The 23,671-nt window shown below is 44.1% G+C and carries 16 protein-coding genes and 4 pseudogenes; 16 read left to right on the forward strand and 4 right to left on the reverse strand.

The genetic code is table 11. The features are described 5' to 3' along the window. Positions 1-37: 37 nt before the first annotated feature. A complete protein-coding gene (trhA, locus tag NXX38_RS25845) occupies positions 38-688 on the forward strand; it encodes a PAQR family membrane homeostasis protein TrhA (protein WP_258981666.1) in 651 nt (216 codons plus the stop codon). A 331-nt stretch (positions 689-1,019) separates the two neighbouring features. Then, positions 1,020-1,721 (forward strand): ribose 5-phosphate isomerase A, encoded by a 702-nt coding sequence (gene rpiA, locus NXX38_RS25850; RefSeq protein WP_195650514.1) that lies wholly within the window; start codon positions 1,020-1,022, stop codon positions 1,719-1,721. A 463-nt stretch (positions 1,722-2,184) separates the two neighbouring features. Here the strand turns inward: rpiA and NXX38_RS25855 are convergent, their stop codons facing one another. Continuing rightward, on the reverse strand, positions 2,185-2,406 hold the full coding sequence (locus NXX38_RS25855) for a carboxypeptidase-like regulatory domain-containing protein (RefSeq protein ID WP_004297975.1): 222 nt from the start codon (positions 2,404-2,406) through the stop codon (positions 2,185-2,187). Positions 2,407-2,760: 354 nt separating this feature from the next. On the opposite strand from NXX38_RS25855, the pseudogene NXX38_RS25860 reads away from it, so the two are divergent. Together NXX38_RS25860 and NXX38_RS25865 are read left to right on the forward strand one after the other, a co-directional pair. After that, positions 2,761-5,720: pseudogene (locus NXX38_RS25860) on the forward strand (SusC/RagA family TonB-linked outer membrane protein). Positions 5,721-5,731: 11 nt separating this feature from the next. Beyond that, the gene (locus NXX38_RS25865; RefSeq protein WP_148365109.1) at positions 5,732-7,345 is read left to right on the forward strand and encodes a SusD/RagB family nutrient-binding outer membrane lipoprotein; all 1,614 of its coding nucleotides are present in this window, start codon (positions 5,732-5,734) and stop codon (positions 7,343-7,345) included. Positions 7,346-7,587: 242 nt separating this feature from the next. Here the strand turns inward: NXX38_RS25865 and NXX38_RS25870 are convergent, their stop codons facing one another. Further along, on the reverse strand, positions 7,588-7,986 hold the full coding sequence (locus NXX38_RS25870) for a response regulator (RefSeq protein WP_004297972.1): 399 nt from the start codon (positions 7,984-7,986) through the stop codon (positions 7,588-7,590). 118 nt (positions 7,987-8,104) lie between these two features. On the opposite strand from NXX38_RS25870, the gene NXX38_RS25875 reads away from it, so the two are divergent. The 6 genes and pseudogenes from NXX38_RS25875 (at position 8,105) to NXX38_RS25900 (ending at position 17,201) form a co-directional block, all read left to right on the forward strand. Further along, on the forward strand, positions 8,105-9,742 hold the full coding sequence (locus tag NXX38_RS25875) for an ABC-F family ATP-binding cassette domain-containing protein (protein WP_258981668.1): 1,638 nt from the start codon (positions 8,105-8,107) through the stop codon (positions 9,740-9,742). A gap of 98 nt (positions 9,743-9,840) precedes the next feature. Continuing rightward, positions 9,841-10,251 carry a DUF6769 family protein gene (locus NXX38_RS25880; RefSeq protein ID WP_148365111.1) on the forward strand — a complete coding sequence of 137 codons (411 nt, stop codon included), beginning with the start codon at positions 9,841-9,843 and terminating at the stop codon, positions 10,249-10,251. A gap of 88 nt (positions 10,252-10,339) precedes the next feature. Further along, a pseudogene (locus NXX38_RS25885) lies at positions 10,340-11,576 on the forward strand (efflux RND transporter periplasmic adaptor subunit). Between the two features lie 77 nt (positions 11,577-11,653). After that, complete coding sequence (locus tag NXX38_RS25890; RefSeq protein WP_258981670.1) at positions 11,654-14,752, forward strand: efflux RND transporter permease subunit; 3,099 nt, start codon at positions 11,654-11,656, stop codon at positions 14,750-14,752. Between the two features lie 157 nt (positions 14,753-14,909). Beyond that, complete coding sequence (locus NXX38_RS25895) at positions 14,910-16,094, forward strand: TolC family protein (protein WP_258981673.1); 1,185 nt, start codon at positions 14,910-14,912, stop codon at positions 16,092-16,094. 279 nt (positions 16,095-16,373) lie between these two features. After that, on the forward strand, positions 16,374-17,201 hold the full coding sequence (locus NXX38_RS25900; RefSeq protein WP_148365115.1) for a hypothetical protein: 828 nt from the start codon (positions 16,374-16,376) through the stop codon (positions 17,199-17,201). Here NXX38_RS25900 and NXX38_RS25905 read toward each other — a convergent pair. Next, positions 17,198-18,660 (reverse strand): annotated as a pseudogene (locus tag NXX38_RS25905) (methyltransferase RsmF C-terminal domain-like protein). The gene NXX38_RS25900 and the pseudogene NXX38_RS25905 overlap by 4 nt on opposite strands. Positions 18,661-18,769: 109 nt before the next feature. Here NXX38_RS25905 and NXX38_RS25910 point away from each other — a divergent pair. The 6 genes from NXX38_RS25910 to NXX38_RS25935 all read left to right on the forward strand — a co-directional run bounded on the left by NXX38_RS25910 (position 18,770) and on the right by NXX38_RS25935 (position 23,127). Continuing rightward, positions 18,770-19,546 carry a DUF6249 domain-containing protein gene (locus NXX38_RS25910; RefSeq protein WP_148365117.1) on the forward strand — a complete coding sequence of 259 codons (777 nt, stop codon included), beginning with the start codon at positions 18,770-18,772 and terminating at the stop codon, positions 19,544-19,546. Further along, the gene (locus NXX38_RS25915) at positions 19,543-20,094 is read left to right on the forward strand and encodes an RNA polymerase sigma factor (protein ID WP_148365118.1); all 552 of its coding nucleotides are present in this window, start codon (positions 19,543-19,545) and stop codon (positions 20,092-20,094) included. The genes NXX38_RS25910 and NXX38_RS25915 overlap by 4 nt, the downstream gene beginning before the upstream one ends. Beyond that, entirely contained in the window at positions 20,075-20,404 is a 330-nt protein-coding gene (locus NXX38_RS25920) for a DUF5056 domain-containing protein (protein ID WP_074560204.1), read from the forward strand. The genes NXX38_RS25915 and NXX38_RS25920 overlap by 20 nt, the downstream gene beginning before the upstream one ends. Positions 20,405-20,525: 121 nt before the next feature. Then, complete coding sequence (gene cls, locus NXX38_RS25925) at positions 20,526-21,794, forward strand: cardiolipin synthase (RefSeq protein ID WP_258982034.1); 1,269 nt, start codon at positions 20,526-20,528, stop codon at positions 21,792-21,794. A 39-nt stretch (positions 21,795-21,833) separates the two neighbouring features. Then, the gene (locus NXX38_RS25930; protein WP_074557665.1) at positions 21,834-22,628 is read left to right on the forward strand and encodes a thymidylate synthase; all 795 of its coding nucleotides are present in this window, start codon (positions 21,834-21,836) and stop codon (positions 22,626-22,628) included. 4 nt (positions 22,629-22,632) lie between these two features. After that, entirely contained in the window at positions 22,633-23,127 is a 495-nt protein-coding gene (locus NXX38_RS25935; protein WP_258981677.1) for a dihydrofolate reductase, read from the forward strand. 3 nt (positions 23,128-23,130) lie between these two features. Here the strand turns inward: NXX38_RS25935 and NXX38_RS25940 are convergent. After that, positions 23,131-23,611 (reverse strand): annotated as a pseudogene (locus NXX38_RS25940) (Lrp/AsnC family transcriptional regulator). Positions 23,612-23,671 lie beyond the last annotated feature (60 nt).

Consider the following 23,671-nt stretch of genomic DNA (forward strand, 5'->3'; position numbering starts at 1 on the left):
ATATTTTTTGCGACTTAACCATTCAATAAAAGGAACATTGAAGAACCAACGATACAATAATATAGAAGAATGGGCAAATACCCTTAGTCACGGAGCAGGTATCCTGCTTGGAATCGTGGCCGGATATTTCCTATTGGAAAAGGCTTCCGAGAATATGGAACCGCAGTGGGCAGTTGCTTGTGTATCCGTCTATCTGGCGGGAATGCTTTCCTCTTATATCAGTTCTACGTGGTATCACGGCAGCCGTCCGGGCAAACTGAAAGAGTTGCTCCGCAAATTCGATCACGGAGCTATCTACCTGCACATCGCGGGCACCTACACTCCTTTCACGCTACTTGTCCTGCGGCATGCCGGAGGATGGGGATGGGGAATTTTCGCTTTCGTCTGGCTGTCGGCTATCGCCGGTTTCGTTCTTAGCTTCAAAAAGCTGAAAGAACACAGCAACCTCGAAACGGCCTGTTATGTGGGTATGGGTGCGTGCATATTAGTGGCCATGAAGCCTTTGCTGGATCATCTGGGAGAAATGGGAGCCACTACCGCTTTCTGGTGGCTGATCGGCGGAGGAGTTTCGTACATCGTGGGAGCTGTCTTTTATTCATTGCGCAAACCGTATATGCATGCCACTTTCCATTTGTTTTGCCTGGGAGGCAGCATCGGACATATCATTGCAATCTGGCTGATTCTGTAAGGAATGGTAGGGACAAAAAAAAGGCTATCTATCCCAGACAGCCAATCTTTGTTAACCTTAAATCTAATACTATGAAAAACACAGTACAAAGATACGGACTTTTCGGTCATCTCCAAATTTTCAGGCCAAAGCAGCCCAACTTATAACACGGTTTAATAAAAAGCAGAGGTTCGTTAACGTTTAACGCAACAAAGTTAAAAATTAACGAATCGTTTATTAACTATTTAAACAATCAGATCACCTGAATTTAAAACGAACAAACAAACAGATTCACAAATTCGTTATATAGAAAAGAGGAACTTAAAACGAAAACGATTTAGAACGCAAATTTATGGATTGGGAAAATCACCTGATAAAACACCTGCAATGGTCGGACTCCATCATCAACCGGGAGGCAAAAGAACACGTAGCCCGTGAAATTGCCGCCACGGCAAAAGACGGGGATGTGATAGGAGCCGGCTCCGGCTCTACAGTCTACCTGACTCTGTTCGAACTCTCACGACGAATTCGTGAAGAGCACTTGCATATCGAAGTGATTCCCGCCTCACAAGAAATCTCGATGAGCTGCATACAGCTAGGCATCCCCCAAACTACCCTCTGGAACAAACGCCCCAACTGGACATTCGACGGAGCGGACGAAGTAGATCCGCAACAGAACTTGATTAAGGGACGTGGTGGAGCGATGTTCAAAGAGAAACTACTGATTAGAAGCAGCCGCAAAACGTTCATCATCATCGACCCCAGTAAGCGTGTGAATCAGTTGGGAAGCAAATTTCCCATCCCGGTAGAGGTCTTTCCGGACTCACTGACTTATGTAGAGCATGAGTTGCAGCGACTGGGTGCATCCGAAATTGTTCTCCGTCCTGCTCATGGCAAAGACGGACCTATCTTTACCGAAAACGGCAACTTTATCCTCGACACCCGTTTCAACTACATCGACTCTTCGCTCGAAGAACAACTGAAGGCAATCACCGGTGTTATAGAGAGTGGACTTTTCATAGGTTATGACATCGAAGTAATTGTGGCGGAATAAAATAACAGCAATTGAAAATCCCGTTTTTGTAGAAACGTAAATTTGTTTGTTCTAATGCAAATTAAATAGTATGGCTTTACACTTATTTTAGTTAGTAGAACTAGGTTGTCTGACACCCGGGTGTCAGACAACTTATACTTGCAGTGCTTCATATTCTCCTTTACTATCACTTATAATTTCAATCACTATCAGATTATAACGTTTAACTCATGCCTTCAAAACACGAACATTAAAAATGCTTAGATGAAGAAAAACACCGGGAAATTCATTCAAAATTTGGGTAGAATATTAATCCCATCTCAAAAATCAATGAGAAGCAAAGATTACTAAATAAATGAAAATTGATAAAGGAAGTTTCAATAAAAGAAACGGAAGAATAGGTTATTTTTTAAAATCCGAAACAAAAACATTGAAAAACAATAAGATAGGAGAAAAAAAGCACGAGGAAAGGGAGAAAAAAAGATCAATAAGTCTTAGCAGAACTTGGTACATTCGTGATTGTAAACTTACCGTCAATATCAGTGATAGTACCAAGGGTAGTGCCATTCACCAATATTGAAGCACCTACGACAGGTTGCCCATCTTCTTCAGAGGTAACCAAACCGGTAACTCTGGATGTTTGCGCTGTCACCAGACCTATACCTATAAAAAGGAAGGTCATTAAGAACATCAATTTTCTTTTCATAAATTCTCTCTTAAATTTAACCTATAAACAGATTTTTTGTCTCTAACAGGTTGCAAAGATAACACGAATTATGACAAATCGAAAAAAGTGTTACGTATTTAACTAAAAAATATCGTTTTGAAAGCAAGAACTTTCTAAAAACTGATAGGTTAAAACAAAACGTTTCCAATTTAGCATCTTTTAAAAGATGATTTCTATCAGAAAGAAAGCATCAAAATCAGGCTTTTCAAGGAAAAGTGAACATTATTACCTCCTAAACGGTATCTTTTTATCATTTTACACCTTCAAAAAGGTTAAAGAACTATTAACAATGATAAAGGCAGAAACTTCTACATACCAAGTTCTGCTAAAACTTTGCGCGTTTCTTATGTAGGAATGATTTCGCAGGACGTTTCCATCAAACCGGGAGTGATAAATGTTGTATTAAAAAGCGACGCGAAAGCACTGGATGAGGTTGTAGTGACAGCCATGGGTATCTCGCGCGAGAAAAAGCACTGGGTTACGCCGTTCAGGACGTAAAATCAGATCAACTGACGCAAGCTGCCAACTCTAATCTGGCGGGAGCATTGCAAGGTAAAGTGTCAGGTCTGGACGTTAAACCTTCAAGTGGTATGCCGGGAGCTTCTTCACAGATCACCATCCGTGGTGCACGTTCTTTCTCGGGTGACAATACTCCGCTTTACGTTATTGACGGAATGCCGGTGACCAGTACTCCTGACGTTAGCACAGACATTCAGAACAATGGTAGTGTGAGCGGAGCGGACTTCGCCAACCGTGCAGTGGATATCGACCCTAATGATATTGAAAGTATCAACATTTTGAAAGGTCAGGCTGCTTCTGCGCTTTATGGTATCCGCGCTTCCAATGGCGTGATTATCATCACGACCAAAAGCGGTAAAGGACTGGAAAAAGGCAAACCGCAGGTTAGCTTCTCTTCCAATGTCAGCTTCGATGTAGTCGGTCGTCTGCCGGAGTTCCAGAAAACATATGCACAAGGTTCGGGGGGAGTATTCAGTGCCACTTCGGGAACATCTTGGGGACCTAAGATTTCCGAACTTCCCAACGACGCAACGTATGGTGGTAGTAATGCAAATAGTGACTATGCCAAAGAGTATGGTGTACATCAAGGAAAATATTATGTTCCCCAACGTGCAGCAGCTGGTCTTGATCCATGGGTCACTCCACAGGCATACGACAATGCCAAGGATTTCTTCGACACAGGAATTACCTGGAGTAACTCACTGAATGTAGCACAGATGCTCGATAAAAGCTCCTACTCTATCTCATTGGGAAATACACATCAAGATGGTATTATCTCAAGCACTGGCATGGATAGATATAATGTAAAGGTAAGTGCGGACACCAAACTGACTAATAACTGGAGCTCCGGATTTACAGCTAACTACATCACCACTTCCATCGATAAAGCGGTGACTTCCGGTAATGGTCTGTTGAGAACGGTTTACGCAGCCCCTCCCAGTTATGATCTGGCCGGGATTCCAAGCCATGTAGACGGCAACCTGTACGCACAAAATTCTTTCCGTGGCAGTTTTGACAACGCCTACTGGGCGATGGAGAACAACAAATTTACGGAAGATACCAACCGTTTCTTCGGAAATGTATATGCAAGCTATCAGACTGATTTCGGCACAACGAACCACAAGTTGAACGCTAAATACATGGTTGGTGTGGATGCTTACACCACTCATTACGTAGATAGCTACGGATACGGTAGTAACACCGGTGGCGGTCGCGGACAGATCGAGAACTACGGCTGGACGAACGCTACATACAACTCTTTACTGACCATCAACTACGACTGGCACATCAATGAAGACTGGGGACTGAATGCGGTAGTGGGTAACGAAATTATCCAAAGCAACAGAAAGAAGTATTATGAATATGGTACGAACTACAACTTCCCGGGATGGAACCACATCAACAACGCCACTACTCAACAGACGGAGGAAGAGACATGGAAAAACCGTACAGTAGGATTCTTCGGTAACATATCGGCTTCTTACAGAAATATGCTTTATCTGACCCTCACCGGACGTCAGGACTACGTATCTAATATGCCACGCAACAACCGCTCGTTCTTCTATCCTTCTATTTCGGCCGGTTTTATCCTGACGGAACTGGATGCATTGAAAAACAATGTGGTTAATCACGCCAAATTAAGAGTATCTTACGCGGAAGTAGGACAAGCAGGGGATTTCCTCGAAAACTATTACTCGACTCCGGTTTATGGAGGTGGATTCTATATGTTGACTCCGATCATGTACCCGATGAAAGGCACTACCGCCTATACTCCGTACTCAACGATTTTCGACCCGAAACTGAAACCACAGAACACACGTTCGTATGAAGTGGGTGCTGACGTGAACTTCCTCGATAACTTAATCACATTCAGTTATACATACTCACGCCAGAACGTTAAAGACCAGATTTTTGAAGTGCCTTTGGCTTCTTCTACCGGTGCCAGCAAACTGCTTACCAACGGTGGTAAGATTCATACCAACACGCACGAATTCACTCTTGGCTTCACCCCAATCCGGACGAAGAATATCAACTGGGATTTTGCATTCAACTGGACAAAGATCGACAACTACGTAGATGAACTGGCACCGGGTGTAGAGAATATCTCTCTGGGTGGTTACGTTACTCCGCAGGTACGCGCTTCAGCAGGTGAGAAATTCCCTGTCATCTATGGTGTAGGTTTCAAGAGAGATGCAAACGGTAATCGTCTGGTAGACGAAAACGGTTTACCTATCGCTGGTGAAGCACAGGTTATCGGTAAGGTTTCTCCGGACTTCCTGATGGGCTTCAACACCACATTACGCTTATGGAAGTGTACTATCAGCGCAGTGCTTGATTGGAAACAGGGTGGTCAGATGTATAGTAGAACAACCGGACTGGCAGATTACTACGGTGTCAGCAAGAGAACGGAAAACCGTGAAGGTACCATCATCTTCGACGGATACAAAACTGACGGAACTAAAAACGATATCGCCATCACAGGTGCAAACGCACAACAAGTATATTACAGCCGTCTGAACGACATCGACGAATCTTCTGTATATGACAACTCTTTCATCAAACTGCGTGAAGTGGCTGTCAACTACAAAATTCTTCAAAAACGTTCGATTGAACTTTCTGTAAACGCATTTGCCAGAAACATTCTGATCTGGGCACAATTGCCTGACCTCGATCCGGAAGCCAGTCAGGGTAACAACAACATGGCAGGAGCATTTGAAGATTATTCAATGCCGCAAACAGCTAGTTTCGGCTTTGGTTTCAACATTAAATTTTAATCTGCAAGACAATGAAAAAATATAAATCAATAGGAAAATTGCTGGCAGTTTCTTTCTTGACTGCTGCCATTGCTTCTGCTTGTACGGAAGACGCAATGGATAAAATCAATGAAAACCCTAACAATCCGTTGGATGCGCCCGCTAAGTTTTTGATTACAGACTTAGGCGTAAGTACTGCATTCAGCACTGTAGGAGGGGATTTCTCGCTCTACTCTTCTGTTTACATAGAACATGAAACGGGTATATCCAACCAGCTTTACCGCGCGGAAGTACGCAGCGGAGAGCCTTCAACGGCTACAACCTACAACAACGCATGGATCAATGTGTACGCAAATATCAAGAACGCTAAAATCGTTATCAAGAAGTGCGAAGAAGATCCTTCGGAAAAAGGAAACGTAGTGACAGAAGCGATTGCTAAAATCCTGCTCGCCTACAACGGAGCAGTGGCAGCCGATGTGTTCGGAAACACACCGTACAGCCAGACTGGTATCCTCAATCCGGACGGCACACCGATGTATATGCAACCTAAAATAGATACACAGGAAAGTATCTATCAGGAAGTGATGCAGAACTTGGATGATGCTATCACCCTACTGAATAACGGTACTGCCAAAGATACGGGTTTATCCGGTGCTGTCGGTTCTAAAGACTTGATCTATGGTTCAAGCACCAGTACACAGGCAAGTATGTGGCTCAAAACGGCCTATGCGTTAAAAGCACGTTATACAATGCGTCTGCTCAACAAAAGTGCCAATAAGACAACAGATCTTCAGAATATTCTTACTTATGTGAGCAAATCATTCGCCAACGCAAGTGAAGAATGTAAGTTGGCAGTTTACGATGCTGATGCACAAGTAAATCCGCTTTGGGCATTCAGCTACAGCCGTAACAGTTTGGCAGCCAGTGAAAGTCTGATTGAAAAGTTCGTTGAGCGCAATGACCCCAGAGCACCGCAAGCGTTTCTGGAGCCTGATCCTACCGGATATATCACTTATGGATACGGAGCTACGCAAGCTACGGACATCGCAGGCATCAAAGCGGCTCCTAACGGAACTCCGCAAGAGTTGCAGAATAATTATGGTATGTCGATGATATCATGGGCTATGTCGGCTCCTACTCTTTTAATCAGCTATCACGAAGTGAAATTCCTTGAAGCAGAAGCATTATGCCGCTTAGGAGGCAGACTGGGTGAAGCTAAGAGTGCTTTGAAAGCTGCTATCACTGCCGGATTCGAGAATCTGGGAAATTCAATTATAGATGCTGCTGATACTTGGATATATGATGGTGACAGCGATTTGGGTGCAGATGTGGCAGAAACATATTTCACGGATGAAGTGGAACCTTTGTTCGATGCCAATCCTCTGCAAGAGACAATGATACAAAAGTATCTTGCTTTCTTCGGCGCATCCGGCGAATCACTGGAAGCCTATAATGACTACCGCCGTCTGAAAGGTGCAGGAGAAAACTTCATTGTACTGAAAAACCCGCAGAACAGCAGTAAATTCCCATTGCGCTTCGGCTATGGAGCAGACGATGTATTGGCAAATCCTGAAGTGAAAGCTGCTTTCGGTGACGGTCAGTACGTATATAGCGAGGCCGTATGGTGGGCTGGCGGAAACAAATAATGAACTTAAAATCTCTCAAAGGAGAGACTTTACATAGAGTCGTTTCTGTACTCTAACAAATTAACAGAGACGAACAAAAATAGGCCAACCGTGAGGTTCGCCTATTTTATTTTATCCAAATGCATGAGATGAAGTTAGAGTAATACCATTTTTCTACCCAATCATACTTCTTTTCTATGCTTTTACGTTTTTAGCGCTTAAGCTCTTTTTGATAAATTAAAAAAATCCCGTAAGAATAAATCTTACCACTGCAAATCGGGTAAATATTTACTCAACGTAGTGCGGAGAATACCCAAGGTGATAGGTTTCACCAATACTTCAGTTGCTCCTGCATTCATTGCATTTTCCTTATCCGAGCTAAAAGCATAGGCAGTCTGCATAATAATAGGAATTTCTGTGTTAGATTCACGAATTATCTTCGTTGCCTCCAATCCGTTCATCACCGGCATCTTAATATCCATCAGCATTGCTTTGGCTCTTTGCTGGTGCTGCTGAAACAACTCCACCATTTCCTGTCCATTTTTAGCCCACTCGATATCACACTTTTTGCCTATGATAGCTTTGATTAATTTAAAGTTGCTGTCATCGTCTTCAGCTACCAAAATTAAAGGTCTGAATTCATTCATTTGTTCGCTTTCCATATCGCTTATATATTGTTTTTTTATCTGTTTTTTTTAAGCAATTTTCCTTTTCAGCCCGCAAGGTATAAAAAAGATTCATATATTTCGCTATCTTTGTGCCTCAATTTAAAAGAATAGTATGATTTCTGTTGACGGACTGGCCGTAGAGTTTGGCGGCACTGCTTTATTTAGTGATATTTCTTTCGTAATTAATGAAAAAGACCGCATCGCTCTGATGGGTAAAAACGGGGCGGGAAAAAGTACGCTGCTGAAAATTCTGGCAGGCGCACGGCAACCGACACGTGGAAAAGTTTCCACACCCAAAGATTGTGTAGTGGCATACCTGCCTCAACATCTGATGACGGAAGACGGAAGAACAGTGTTTGACGAAACGGCACAGGCTTTTTCACATCTTCATGAGATGGAAGCGCAGATCGAAAAGCTGAATAAGGAGCTTGAGACACGGACGGACTACGAGAGCGACAGTTACATGGCGCTGATTGAGGAAGTGTCCAGCTTGAGCGAGAAGTTTTATTCGATTGACGCGACTAATTATGAAGAGGATGTGGAAAAGGCATTGCTCGGATTAGGGTTCACCCGAGAGGATTTTCAGCGTCAGACGAGTGATTTCAGCGGTGGATGGCGAATGCGTATCGAACTCGCCAAATTGCTGTTGCAGAAACCGGACGTGCTCTTGCTCGATGAGCCGACGAATCATCTGGATATCGAATCTATTCAATGGCTGGAGGATTTCCTTATTAATAATGGGAAAGCGGTCATCGTAATTAGTCACGACCGCAAATTCGTGGATAATATTACAACACGCACCATCGAAGTGACGATGGGACGTATCTATGACTACAAGGTGAATTACTCGCAATATTTGCAATTGCGCAAGGATCGCCGCGAACAGCAACAGAAGGCTTATGACGAGCAGCAGAAGTTTATTGCTGAAACGAAGGAGTTTATCGAACGGTTCAAGGGGACTTATTCAAAGACGTTGCAGGTGCAGAGCCGCGTCAAAATGCTGGAGAAGCTGGAATTGCTGGAGGTGGATGAAGAGGATACTTCTGCATTGCGACTGAAATTCCCGCCTTCACCCCGTTCGGGCAGTTACCCGGTCATTATGGAGGGAGTTGGAAAGACATACGGAAACAAAGTGGTATTCCGCAATGCTAACCTGACGATTGAGCGCGGTGATAAGGTGGCTTTCGTCGGTAAGAACGGTGAGGGTAAGTCTACGCTCGTGAAGTGTATTATGAAGGAAATTGAGCATGACGGTACATTGACTCTGGGACATAATGTGCAAATCGGATATTTCGCTCAAAATCAGGCTTCGCTGATGGATGAAAACCTGACGGTTTTCCAAACGATTGACGATGTAGCCAAAGGGGATATCCGGAACAAGATTCGTGATTTGCTGGGGGCGTTTATGTTTGGCGGTCCCGAGGAATCGATGAAAAAGGTCAAAGTGCTTTCGGGCGGAGAGCGTACCCGTCTGGCCATGATTAAATTGTTGCTGGAACCTGTCAACCTCCTTATTTTGGATGAACCGACGAATCATCTGGACATGAAGACGAAAGATATTCTGAAACAGGCATTGCTGGATTTTGACGGTACGCTGATCGTCGTTTCACACGACCGTGACTTCCTCGACGGGCTGGTTACCAAGGTGTATGAGTTCGGTAATCAAAAGGTGACGGAACATCTTTGCGGTATCTATGAGTTCCTCGAAAAGAAGAAAATGGATTCACTGCAAGAACTGGAAAAGAAATAATAAATAATAAAAAGAGGGGATCGGCTACAGGCGAAATAAAAGTATTTGTATATTTGCACTTTGAAACTCTGAAAAGCGGATAACCTCTAAAAGAAAGGATGAAAGGGAAGAAACGAATAATAGTAACTCTGCTGTTTTTTATCAACATTATTATGTTGGTGGCAGCGGTTATTCCCCATCATCATCATCCCAACGGGATGATTTGCATGAAGCAGGACTTGCCTGTAGAACAGCAATGTCCCACGCATCATCATCACCCGGGAAACGACTCATGTTGCAGCAGCGAATGTTTGACTCGTTTCTACTCCCCCACTCCATCCATCCATACGGATAGCGGACCGGATTACGTATTCATTGCTACCTTATTCACGGATGTAATCATCGAACATCTATTACGACCGCAAGAGAAACGGGTTAAGAACTATTACGTCTACCGAGACTCTTTGCATGGTACGGATACCCATCGTACCACTTCTCTTCGTGCCCCTCCCTACTCTGTTTTTGCGTAAAAGCGTGAATGCAAATCAGTTGCATCTGCGCTACCTTATCTTTGTAGCGTAAAAAGAAAACAGTAAAATTTAGTAGGAAAATATCATTATGAAAAAACTTATTTTCGTGGGAATCCTGGGCTTATTCGTTCTGGGATCCTGTAATAATAGTACCGTCACACACACACACAATGAACACGATCATGCCGCGGAAGGACATAATCACGAGGCAGAGGGACCCGATCATTCCCATGAAGGCGAATGTAGCGGAGAACACAATCATGGAAGCAGCCGATGAACACAACGAAGCTGCCGAAGCCCACAGTGATGAAATCATTCTTCCGAAAGCGAAAGCCGAAGCAGCCGGTGTAAAGGTGAGCGTTATTGAACCTGCACCTTTCCAGCAAGTAATTAAAACCAGCGGACAGGTGCTGGCTGCTCAAGGGGATGAATCGGTTGCCGTAGCCACAGTAGCCGGCGTGGTATCTTTCCGTGGAAAAGTAACGGAAGGAATGAGCGTCGGCAGCGGCACTCCTCTAGTCACCATTTCTTCAAAGAATATCGCTGACGGTGATCCGGTGCAACGTGCCCGCATTGCCTACGAGGTATCCAAGAAGGAATACGAACGTATGAAGGAGCTTGTTAAAAACAAGATCGTATCCGACAAGGATTTTGCACAAGCGGAGCAAAGTTACGAAAACGCCCGTCTTAGTTACGAAGCTCTTTCCAAGAATCATTCGGCTATCGGCCAAAGTATTACGGCTCCCATTGCCGGATATGTGAAAAGTATTCTCGTGAAAGAAGGCGACTATGTGACAATCGGACAACCGCTGGTAAGCGTGACGCAGAACCGTCGTCTTTTCCTCCGTGCCGAAGTGTCGGAAAAGTATTACCCATATCTCCGCACCATCAGTTCCGCCAATTTCCAGACTCCTTATAATAATCAGGTGTACGAGTTGAAAGCATTGAACGGTAAACTTCTCTCTTTCGGAAAAGCTGCCGGAGACAATTCTTTTTATGTGCCTGTCACTTTTGAGTTCGACAACAAAGGGGAAATGATTCCCGGCTCATTCGTGGAGGTATTCCTGCTTTCGTCAGCGATGGAAAACGTGATTTCTCTTCCGCGCACTGCGCTGACAGAGGAACAAGGCATCTTCTTCATCTATCTGCAACTAGACGAAGAGGGTTATAAAAAACAGGAAGTAACGATAGGAGCCGACAACGGCAAAAGTGTTCAAATTCTGACTGGTGTAAAGGCCGGTGACCGTGTAGTGACCGAGGGTGCTTATCAGGTTCGACTGGCAAGCGCAAGCAATGCAATCCCGGCACACAGCCACGAACACTAAAGAGACCAAGCGTCGCAGCCGTCTTTTGGTGCGGCGCATCTATCAAGTTATTTATAACTCTCAATTAATGAAACATCATGCTTAATAAAATTATACATTACTCCCTACACAACCGGCTGGTTGTAGTTTGTGCGGCCATCCTCCTGCTTATTGCAGGAACGTATACCGCCATGCATACGGAAGTAGACGTATTCCCCGACCTAAATGCACCTACGGTAGTAATCATGACCGAGGCGAATGGTATGGCTGCGGAAGAAGTTGAACAGCTCGTTACTTTTCCTGTTGAAACTGCCGTTAACGGAGCTACGGGTGTGCGTCGTGTCCGCTCTTCTTCTACCAACGGATTTTCCGTTGTCTGGGTAGAATTTGATTGGGGAACGGATATTTATCTCGCCCGTCAGATTGTTAGTGAGAAATTAGCGGTGGTGAGCGAATCACTGCCGGTCAATGTCGGCAAACCGACTCTTGGACCGCAATCTTCTATCTTGGGCGAAATGCTCATCGTCGGTCTGACTGCCGACTCCACTTCCATGCTCGATCTTCGCACGATTGCGGACTGGACTATCCGTCCACGCCTGCTGTCTACCGGAGGAGTGGCACAAGTGGCTGTGCTCGGAGGAGATATCAAAGAATATCAGATTCAGCTAGATCCCGAACGGATGCGTCATTACGGCATCTCGATGGGAGAAGTGATGGCGGTGACACAGGATATGAACCTGAACGCAAACGGAGGCGTGCTCTATGAATTTGGAAATGAATATATTGTACGTGGTGTACTCTCCACTTCTAAAACAGAGCAACTTGGCAAAGCGGTAGTGAAAACGGTGAACAACTTCCCTGTCACGCTGGAAGATATTGCAGACGTTACCATCGGACCGAAAGCTCCGAAACTGGGTACTGCTTCAGAACGTGGCAAATCTGCCGTCCTGATGACTGTTACCAAGCAACCGGCTACCAGTACACTGGAACTGACAGACAAACTGGAAGCATCTCTGAAAGATCTCCAGAAAAATCTGCCGCCGGACGTAAAAGTTTCAACGGACATATTCCGTCAAAGCCGCTTCATTGAAAGCTCCATCGGCAATGTGAAGAAATCACTCTTTGAAGGAGGTATTTTCGTTGTCATCGTGCTTTTCCTGTTCCTGGCAAATGTACGTACTACGCTGATCTCATTGGTGACACTGCCTCTTTCCCTGCTCGTTTCAATCCTGACCTTACACTACATGGGGCTGACAATCAACACCATGAGTCTTGGAGGTATGGCGATAGCTATCGGCTCATTAGTAGACGACGCCATTGTCGATGTGGAAAACGTATATAAACGACTGCGGGAGAACCGCCTGAAAGCGGAAGCAGAAAGACTAAATACGCTCGAAGTGGTATTCAATGCGTCGAAAGAGGTGCGCATGCCTATCCTTAATTCAACGTTGATTATCGTGGTCAGCTTTGTTCCATTATTTTTCTTGAGCGGCATGGAAGGCAGAATGTTGGTTCCACTAGGTGTTGCTTTTATCGTGGCATTGTTTGCATCTACCATAGTCGCCCTGACACTGACTCCGGTGCTCTGCTCTTATCTATTAGGAAGCAACAAGACGAACAAGGAACTGAAAGAAGCTCCCGTTGCCCGCTGGATGAAAGGGATTTATGAAAAAGCATTGACTTGGGTACTGGCACATAAGCGTGTGACTCTCGGAAGTACAATCGGACTTTTTGTAATTGCGCTCGGAGTGTTTTTCACACTCGGACGCAGTTTCCTACCTTCGTTCAATGAAGGATCGTTCACCATCAATATCAGTTCTCTGCCGGGTATTTCGCTGGAAGAAAGCAACAAAATGGGACATCGCGCCGAAGAGTTATTGATGACGATTCCCGAAATACAAACGGTAGCCCGGAAAACGGGACGTGCCGAATTGGATGAACATGCGTTAGGAGTCAATGTTTCTGAAATAGAGGCTCCGTTCGAATTGAAAGACCGCTCGCGCAGTGAACTGGTAGCGGATGTACGTGAAAAACTAGGTACAATCACCGGAGCAAACATAGAAATCGGACAACCGATCAGCCACCGTATCGACGCAATGCTGTCGGGTACGAAAGCGAATATCGCTATCAAGTTATTCGGTGATGACCTGAATAAGATGTTTTCACTCGGTAATCAAATCAAAGGAGCGATCAGTGACATTCCCGGTGTTGCCGACCTGAACGTGGAACAACAGATCGAACGTCCGCAGCTGAAAATACAGCCTAAACGGGAAATGCTGGCTAAGTTCGGTATTACCCTGCCGGAATTTTCGGAATATGTGAATGTGGCTTTGGCCGGAAAAGTGATCTCACAAGTTTATGAACAGGGCAAGAGTTTTGACCTGATCGTAAAAGTGAAGGAGGATGCCCGGGATGAGATGGAGAAAATCCGTAACCTGATGGTAGACACGAACGACGGCCGCAAGGTTCCTTTGAGCTATGTAGCGGAAGTGGTATCGGCCATGGGTCCGAATACGATCAACCGCGAGAATGTGAAACGTAAAATTGTCATTTCCGCGAATGTGGCTGACCGTGATTTGCGCAGTGTCGTGAATGATATTCAGAAACGCATCGATACATCGGTACAATTACCCGAAGGTTATCATATCGAGTATGGCGGACAGTTTGAAAGTGAGCAGGCTGCCAGCCGGACGTTGGCGTTGACTTCGTTTATCAGTATTGTAGTCATTTTCCTGTTGCTGTACAATGAGTTCCGCAGCGTGAAAGAATCCGGGGTTATCTTGCTGAATCTTCCGCTGGCACTGATCGGTGGTGTCTTTGCCTTGGTGATTACAACAGGGGAAGTCAGCATTCCGGCTATCATCGGTTTCATCTCTTTATTCGGTATTGCTACCCGTAACGGTATGCTGTTAATCAGTCACTACAACCATTTGCAACAGGTAGAGGGTTTGAATGTGTATGACAGTGTGATTCAGGGCTCTCTTGACCGTCTGAATCCGATTTTGATGACGGCATTGTCTTCTGCACTGGCACTGATTCCATTGGCACTTGCCGGCGATTTGCCCGGTAACGAAATCCAGAGTCCGATGGCTAAAGTGATTTTAGGAGGATTATTAACGTCAACTTTTTTGAACGGTTTCATAGTCCCGATCGTTTATCTGATGATGCATCGGAAAAAGGCTCAGGAAAGCCTGTAGAGGGTGGTCTTTTTCCTCGGTGAGGAAAGCATCGTTCCTCGGTGAGGAAACAAGTGTTCCTCGGTGAGAAAAGGGGTGTTCCCCGGTGCCGAACAAACAGATGCCTTATCATAAAGTATCTATCAACAATAGATTGTAACAAATAAAGAAAATAAGAATGAAACAAATCATGATCATAAGCACTGCACTTCTATTCTTAGCCATAGGCGGAGTGCAAGCTCAAAACGGAATTGACCAGGTATTGAAAAATATCGAAACGAACAATAGGGAGCTGCAGGCAAACGAGCAACAGATTACTTCGCAGAAGCTGGAAGCCAAAACGGATAATAACTTACCTGATCCTACTCTTTCTTACGCGCATCTATGGGGAGCGAAAGATAAAAACGAAACAATCGGTGAGCTGGTTGTTTCACAAAGCTTCGATTTCCCCAGTTTATATGCTACACGTAACAAGTTGAACCGACTGAAGGCAGGAGCTTTTGACAGTCAGGCGGATGTTTTTCGTCAGGAGAAGCTGTTACAGGCAAAAGAACTCTGCCTGGATATTATTATGCTCCGTCAGCAAAAGCATATTTTGGAAGAACGTCTCCGCAATGCGGAAGAGCTGGCTAAAATGTATGCCAAGCGTCTCCAAACGGGAGATGCAAATGCGCTCGAAACCAATAAAATCAACTTGGAGCTGCTGAATGTCAAAACGGAAGCGTCTCTGAACGAGACAGCACTCCGCAATAAGCAGCAGGAGTTGAATACACTGAATGGTAATATTCCGGTGGTTTTCGAAGAGAACCAATATCCGGCTATATCGTTCCCAAGCGATTACCAAATGTTGAAATCGGAAGTCATGGCAACGGACCGCACTCTAATGGCACTAGGCAACGAGAGTCTCGTTGCCCGTAAACAAATCGCTGTCAATAAATCCCAGTGGTTGCCGAAACTAGAACTCGGCTACCGTCGGAATACGGAAACAGGTGTGCCTTTCAACGGTGTAGTGGTAGGCTTCTCTTTCCCTCTTTTCGAAAATCGGAATAAGGTGAAAATCGCTAAAGCGCAGGCACTCAACATCGACTTGCAAAAGGATAATGCTACCCTGCAAGTGGAATCTGAATTGGCACAGCTTTACCGGGAAGCGAAAACGCTGCATGCTTCAATGGAAGAATATAACAAGACTTTCCAGTCGCAACAAGATTTGGCATTGCTGAAACAAGCTTTGACAGGTGGACAAATTAGTATGATCGAGTACTTCGTTGAAGTGTCGGTGATCTATCAAAGTCATCAAAATTATCTGCAATTGGAAAATCAGTACCAAAAGGCAATGGCACGGATTTACAAAAGCAAGCTATAAATAGTACATAAAACCCTTTAAGCATGGGCTATGCTGAACATACTAATTTCTATTTTTAAGTGATATAAGTATGTTTATATAATAAATTAGGCACGGATTACACGGATTTCACGGTCTTTAGTGTTGTCATTACTATAAAGCAACAGTGTTGATCCGTGTAATTCGTGCCTAAATAGATCTCCTCTCTTTCCATCTCTCTTTCCATCTCTCTTTCTTCAATTTCCGACTGGATATTTCAAAAGAATACATTACATTTGCAACGAACATAAAATTTAAATTATGAGACCTAAACATTTCAATTTATTCATGTTATGCTGCATCCTTACGCTACTAAGTGGCTGTAAAGATGATGACGACAATCCACTACGTTTTTACAACAGTGAATACGAAGTGCCTATGGGTGGCAGACGTTACCTCGGCCTGGAAAGCGGAAATGGTGACTACTCACTTGCAATGAAAGACACACGCATCGCAAGTGCCGGAACTGAAACTGGCTGGAGCGGAGTACCTGCCGGACGTATGATTTATGTAACCGGTATCCTCACCGGAACGACTTATCTGACAGTAACGGACAACGCCACACAAGAGAGTTGCACTTTACCAATCAAGGTGGTCGATAATTACGAAAATATAGAGTTGCTCCGCAGCTACTTGTCTAACTTACCCAACGGAGACGCGAATCTTCTACCTGGCATTTCCGACATTTTTCTGATTAACAACCACGCACGGGATGCTTATTTTTTCAAACAGGGAGAACAGACCGCCTTTTCATCCGGACTTGAATTAATAACCCAAGGAAGTTACAAACTGGAAAAAGAAGAGGGAGACGATGAGAAAGTGACACTAACCCTCACTTTTTCGGAAGATATGGCAACACCTGTTTCCGATCATAAATTCATTATATGGGGAAATTCGTACTTATTTCACCGGTTGGATAAAAGCCTAAATCTGAACTGGAACACTCCGCCCATTGGAGAAACGCGGACATCACCTGCACCTCCTCCTTCCTACACGCTGGAAGAATTTACAGGAGGCGAAGCAGGCACAGGCAGACAACTCGCTTTTACCCTTTCCCAACAGGAAATACCTGCAGGAATACTGCCTTAATCAGTAACGTCTTCTGATAAGATGCGTATATTTTCCGGCAAGTATCCGCTACGGATGCGCCATTCTTGCGGATAAAGATTATTGGCACGATTGCCGATATTCTTCACAAATCCGAGAGGGATATGCCGATAAGTAAGCAAAACATACCCACGAGGGGCTGTTGCCGGTAAGGCAATGGCCTCTTTTCGTAAATAAGTGATAGCCTGTTCATAATTTATTTCTTCCGTGGCAAATGCTTCCCGGCACAAAAGCGAGGTACACATCGCCAACGCATGGTCAGGGATTAAATCCTTTCCTTTCACTTCGCCTATCTCAATCCCTGCCGACACGATTTTCAGGCTTTGTTTCATCGTCGTCAACTCATTAATATAGTAATGTGAAAAAGCCCGGATATTTGTTCCTTCCGCCAATAAAATATACTTGTCCGAATTTTCATCATTCAACCAGCTTCTGGCCATATTCAGATGCTCTTTCGATACAGGAGAAGATGTTGCTGCCCCTTTCTTATCCTTCTTCTTGAAGGCTTTCTCTTTCGCAGAAGAAGATACCGGAATCTCTTCTTCTGTCTCCGGCTTACGAAAAGCCACCAGAAAAAAGCCTTCACCTTTCGTCTTATGAGGGAAAAAATGATAGACGGGAATAGAAGACTTGGAATGCTCCCTTTTATCCGACAAAAGATTTCCTGTTATATTCCAATCCTCCTGCACCTGAACAGTTAATGGTTCGCCTCCATACTCTTGTTGAATCCAACGTGCATTCTCCTCATCCTCTTTCGTATTAAATGTACACGTACTATATATAAGAATACCTCCGGGCTTCAACGTATCCCAAATATCCGCAATAATCCGTCGCTGGCGTTGCCAACAGATTTCCACATTCTCGGGACTCCACTCGTCCACAGCTACCGGATCTTTACGGAACATACCTTCACCGGAACAGGGAACATCTGTAAGAATCACATCAAAAAAGAGGGCAAAGCCGAAAAATCTGCCGGATCATTATTGGTCACTACCACATCCGGATGTCCCCACTTCGTCAGGTTTTCAGCAAGGATCTGCGAACGATTCCGGATCACCTCATTAGCTACCAACAGGCTCCCTTCGGGAAGTGCACTACGGGCATGAGTCGATTTTCCACCGGGAGCCGCACAAAGATCCAACATCTTCACCGGTCCGGTGATATATTGCCGGAGTACCTGCTCCACAAACATGGAAGAAGCTTCCTGAACATAATAACAGCCTGCATGAAATAAGGGATCGAACGTGAAAGTAAGACGTTCATTCAAATAGAATCCTTCGGAAGACCAAGGTACCTTATCCGATAAAGAATGATTGATTTTCAATTGATTCAACCGGATGCTAACCGGTGGTTCCTGTTGGAGGGCAACAGCCAGTTTGTCGTATTCTTCATCGCCCAATAGAGCGCGGGTGTAGTCTATAAAAGAAGCAGGTAATTCCATCTTTCGTTTATTAATTTCCGCAAATATCAAAAATATTTCGTCTCTTTGCAACTTTCTATGATATTAACTACGTCTAACAGACAAAGAAATAAATTAAAAAACTATAGATATGAAAAATTTTCTATTAGCATTGATGGTTGTACTGACCACTTGCACACTGGCTGTTGCCCAGACTACCGTTGTTCGTGATTCCATCGGGAAAGTAAAAGTTACTGTGACCAAAGACAATAAAGCAAATACGAATAATACTGCTGTCACGGTGATTGGTGTAGATACAGCGGATGCCGACTCTACAGACGTTGATGCAAACTCAAGTAATGTAAGCAGCACTCATGGTAAAGCCAGCTTCACATTCGAATCGGATGACAGTGATTTCCCATTCAATAATGTCGGTGCTGGTAGTATTCTGGTAACAATCATAGCAATCGTTGCTGTATTCGGATTTCCGGTATTCATTCTATTTGTAATCTTCTTCTTCCGTTATAAGAACCGGAAAGCACGTTATCACCTTGCCGAACAGGCACTTGCTGCCGGCCAACCGCTTCCGGCAGAGTTTATCCGCGAAACCAAAACTGTAGATTCGCGTTCACAAGGCATCAAGAACACTTTCACAGGTATCGGTCTTTTCATCTTCCTCTGGGCAATCACCGGTGAATTCGGAATGGGAGCTATCGGCTTACTCGTTACATTCATGGGTATCGGACAATGGATTATCGGTAGTAAACAACAGACTCAAGACGCAAATGCTACCCGGATGTATACGGGTAATAAGGATGAAAAAAAGAACCCGAATAACGTTAGAACCGATAGTTTCGAAATCATCCCTTCCGAATCCGAAGAGAAAGACAAAGGAGTAAACGAAGAAAAGAACGACGAGAATAAATGAGCCAACTCAATGATATATCGTTAGTCGCACAGGTCGTGGTGTTCAAGAACACCAAGGCCTTCGACCAGTTGGTGAAGGAGTACCAGTCGCCCATCCGGCGATTCTTCCTGAACCTGACTTGCGGCGACAGCGAATTGAGTGACGACCTTGCGCAAGATACATTTATCAAAGCATATACGAACATTGCCTCTTTCCGGAACTTGTCAAGTTTCTCTACGTGGCTGTACCGTATTGCTTATAATGTTTTTTATGATTATATTCGCAGCCGGAAAGAGACAGCTGACTTGGATACAAGAGAAATAGACGCCATCAACAGCACCGAACAGGAGAATATCGGGCAGAAAATGGATGTCTACCAGTCACTCAAAATGCTTAAAGAAGTGGAAAGAACCTGCATCACGTTGTTCTATATGGAGGACATTAGTATCGACAAAATTGCAGGGATTATAGGAGTACCGTCAGGGACAGTGAAAAGCCATCTGTCACGCGGGAAAGAAAAGTTAGCAACGTATTTAAAACAAAACGGTTATGACAGAAATAGACAATGATAAGCTCTTGCGCGATTTCTTCGCAGAAAACAAGCAGGAAATAGCAGATAACGGATTCAGTCGCCGTGTCATGCATCACTTACCCGGTCGTAGCAATCGCCTGGCTCGTATCTGGAGCGCTTTCGTGATGACTGTGGCGGTCGCACTTTTTGTATGGTTAGGCGGTTTGGAAGCAGCTTGGGGAACCATAAGAGAAGTATTTATCGGTATGATTAATCATGGCACTGCCAGCCTTGATCCGAAATCAATTATTATCGCAGCTGTTGTACTATTATTCATGGCTACACGAAAGGTTGCTTCAATGGCATAATTAGCTCTTGAAAAAGGATTTATTTTGTTAAAGAATGATAAATCTACCCTAACTAGCAAAGGAGCCCAAACTTAGATATCGTATCTTTGTTCTTCTGTAAACTAAAAGAGTGAGAAGAGTTTTGAAATTACGTATATTTATTTTATTTCTGTTCCTGCCTATATTGAGTGTTCAGGCAGGTATCATCGACAGTCTGATGCATCCCAGGGACTCAATCGGATTAACCAGCGATTCCCTTTTGCTACGTTATTTACAAGAATCGGGAATTCCCATATCTGATAATAATAAAGTAAAACTGCTAAAAAGCGGACGGGAGAAATTTATCGATTTGTTCGAAGCCATCCGGGAAGCCAAACACCACGTCCATCTGGAATATTTCAACTTCCGAAATGACTCCATCGCCAATGCTTTATTTGCTCTGCTGGCCGAAAAAGTGAAGGAAGGGGTCGAAGTACGAGCCATGTTCGATGCATTCGGAAACTGGTCGAACAACAAACCACTTAAAAAGAAACATCTCAAAAAAATACGTGAACAAGGAATCGAGATTGTCAAGTTCGATCCGTTCACTTTCCCTTATATCAATCACGCCGCCCATCGCGATCACCGGAAAATAGCTGTCATAGATGGAAAAGTGGCTTATACCGGTGGTATGAATATCGCTGACTACTACATTAACGGACTACCCAAAATCGGAACCTGGCGTGATATGCACACACGTATTGAGGGAGATGCCGTCAATGATTTGCAGGAGATATTCCTAACGATCTGGAATAAGGAAACCAAACAGAATGTAGGTGGAGCCGCTTATTTCCCCCAACATGAGGAACAAACGGACAGTACGGATATTGTGGTAGCAATCGTAGACCGTACCCCGAAAAAGAATAGCCGTATGTTGAGCCACGCTTATGCTATGAGCATCTATTCGGCCCAAAAGAATGTTCATATTGTCAATCCTTATTTTGTACCGACTTCTTCAATTAAAAAGGCGTTGAACCGGACAATCGACCGAGGCGTAAATGTTACAATCATGGTTTCTTCCGCCTCCGATATCCCGTTTACTCCGGATGCCGCACTTTATAAGTTACACAAACTGATGAAAAGAGGAGCTACTGTCTATATGTACAACGGTGGATTTCATCACTCTAAAATAATGATGGTGGATGATTTGTTCTGTACAGTCGGCACTGCCAACCTGAACAGCCGCAGCTTGCGCTATGATTACGAAACTAATGCCTTTATCTTTGATACCCAAATAACGGGTGAATTAAATACAATGTTCCGGGATGATATTGAGCATTGCACTCAATTGACGCCTGAATTCTGGAAAAAGCGCTCCCCGTGGAAGAAGTTCGTCGGCTGGTTTGCTAATTTATTCACTCCATTTTTGTAATTTTGTGCGGAGAATCATTTTCACCACAACTTATTCATTATGAAACAATATCTGGATTTACTCAATCGTGTACTAACCGAAGGTACAGAAAAAAGTGACCGTACCGGAACCGGAACCATCAGCGTTTTCGGTCATCAAATGCGTTTTAATCTTGATGACGGTTTCCCGTGCCTGACAACCAAGAAACTACATCTGAAATCAATCATATACGAATTGCTTTGGTTTCTGCAAGGTGATACTAATGTGAAATATCTTCAGGAACATGGAGTGCGTATCTGGAACGAATGGGCGGATGAAAACGGCGACTTAGGACATATTTATGGTTATCAATGGCGTTCATGGCCTGACTATAACGGTGGATTTATCGACCAGATCAGTGAAGTGGTGGAAACAATCAAACATAATCCGGATTCGCGCCGTATCATTGTAAGCGCTTGGAACGTAGCGGACCTGAATCATATGAATTTACCTCCCTGCCATGCTTTCTTTCAGTTTTATGTAGCAGACGGACGGTTAAGCCTGCAACTATATCAACGCAGCGCTGATATTTTCCTTGGCGTTCCTTTTAATATTGCTTCATACGCATTATTGCTGCAAATGATGGCACAAGTGACGGGATTGAAAGCCGGAGATTTCGTCCATACCTTTGGTGATGCGCATATCTACCTGAACCACTTGGAACAAGTGAAGCTCCAATTATCACGGGAACCTCGTCCATTGCCACAAATGAAGATCAATCCGGATGTGAAAAGTATCTTCGACTTCAAATTTGAGGACTTTGAATTAGTGAACTATGATCCGCATCCGCATATTGCAGGAATAGTAGCCGTGTAACTTTATGAGTAAAATATCTATCATTGCTGCCGTAGACCGCCGTATGGCTATCGGCTTCGAGAACAAACTTCTTTTCTGGTTACCCAATGATTTGAAACGTTTCAAAGCATTAACTACCGGAAACACGATACTGATGGGACGCAAAACTTTCGAGTCACTACCGAAAGGCGCATTACCCAATCGCAGAAACATCGTTTTATCTTCCAACCCGGCTACAGAATGTCCCGGTGCGGAAGTTTTCCTTTCACTCGAAGCGGCTTTGGAAAGTTGTAAAGAGGAGGAACACATTTATATTATAGGAGGAGCAAGTATTTATCAACAGGCTCTTTCCTTTGCTGACGAACTTTGCCTGACAGAGATAGACAACACGGCTCCCGAAGCCGACGCTTATTTTCCTGAAGTATCACCGGAGATGTGGCAAGAAAAAAGCAGAGAAGCTCATCCTGCGGATGAGAAACATCTCTGCTCCTATGCTTTTGTTGATTACGTGAGAAAATAACGATTAATCTTCATCTTCTATGTCGACCATGATTGGCATCTGCCGCTTAATGGCTTCCATGGAAGGAGATTAATGTTTCGGTACGTGCCAACCCCAATGGTTGCAGCTTATCGTGAATAATACTCAATAAATGATGGTTATTCTTTGCGTAAATTTTGATAAACATATCATATTTTCCGGTAGTGAAATGACATTCCACCACTTCGGGGATAGCTTCTAAAGCTTTCGTTACCGAATCAAAGGATTCGGGATCTTTCAGATATATACCAATATAAGCGCAAGTCTCATATCCGATTTTCTCGGGGTCGATGACGTACTCCGAACCTTTTAATATACCTAAATTAGTTAGCTTCTGAATACGCTGATGGATTGCAGCACCGGAAACATTACAAGCTCGTGCTACTTCCAAAAAAGGAATACGCGCATTCCCTGCAATCAGTTTCAGAATTTGCTCATCTAAAGCATCTAATTGATGATGTCCCATTTTTGAATCAAATTGTTTTTATCAATGAATCTTTTATGCAAAGTTAGCGATTTTTCGACA

The sequence above is a fragment of the Bacteroides sp. BFG-637 genome (genome assembly GCF_024793605.1).
Lineage (GTDB): Bacteria > Bacteroidota > Bacteroidia > Bacteroidales > Bacteroidaceae > Bacteroides > Bacteroides vicugnae.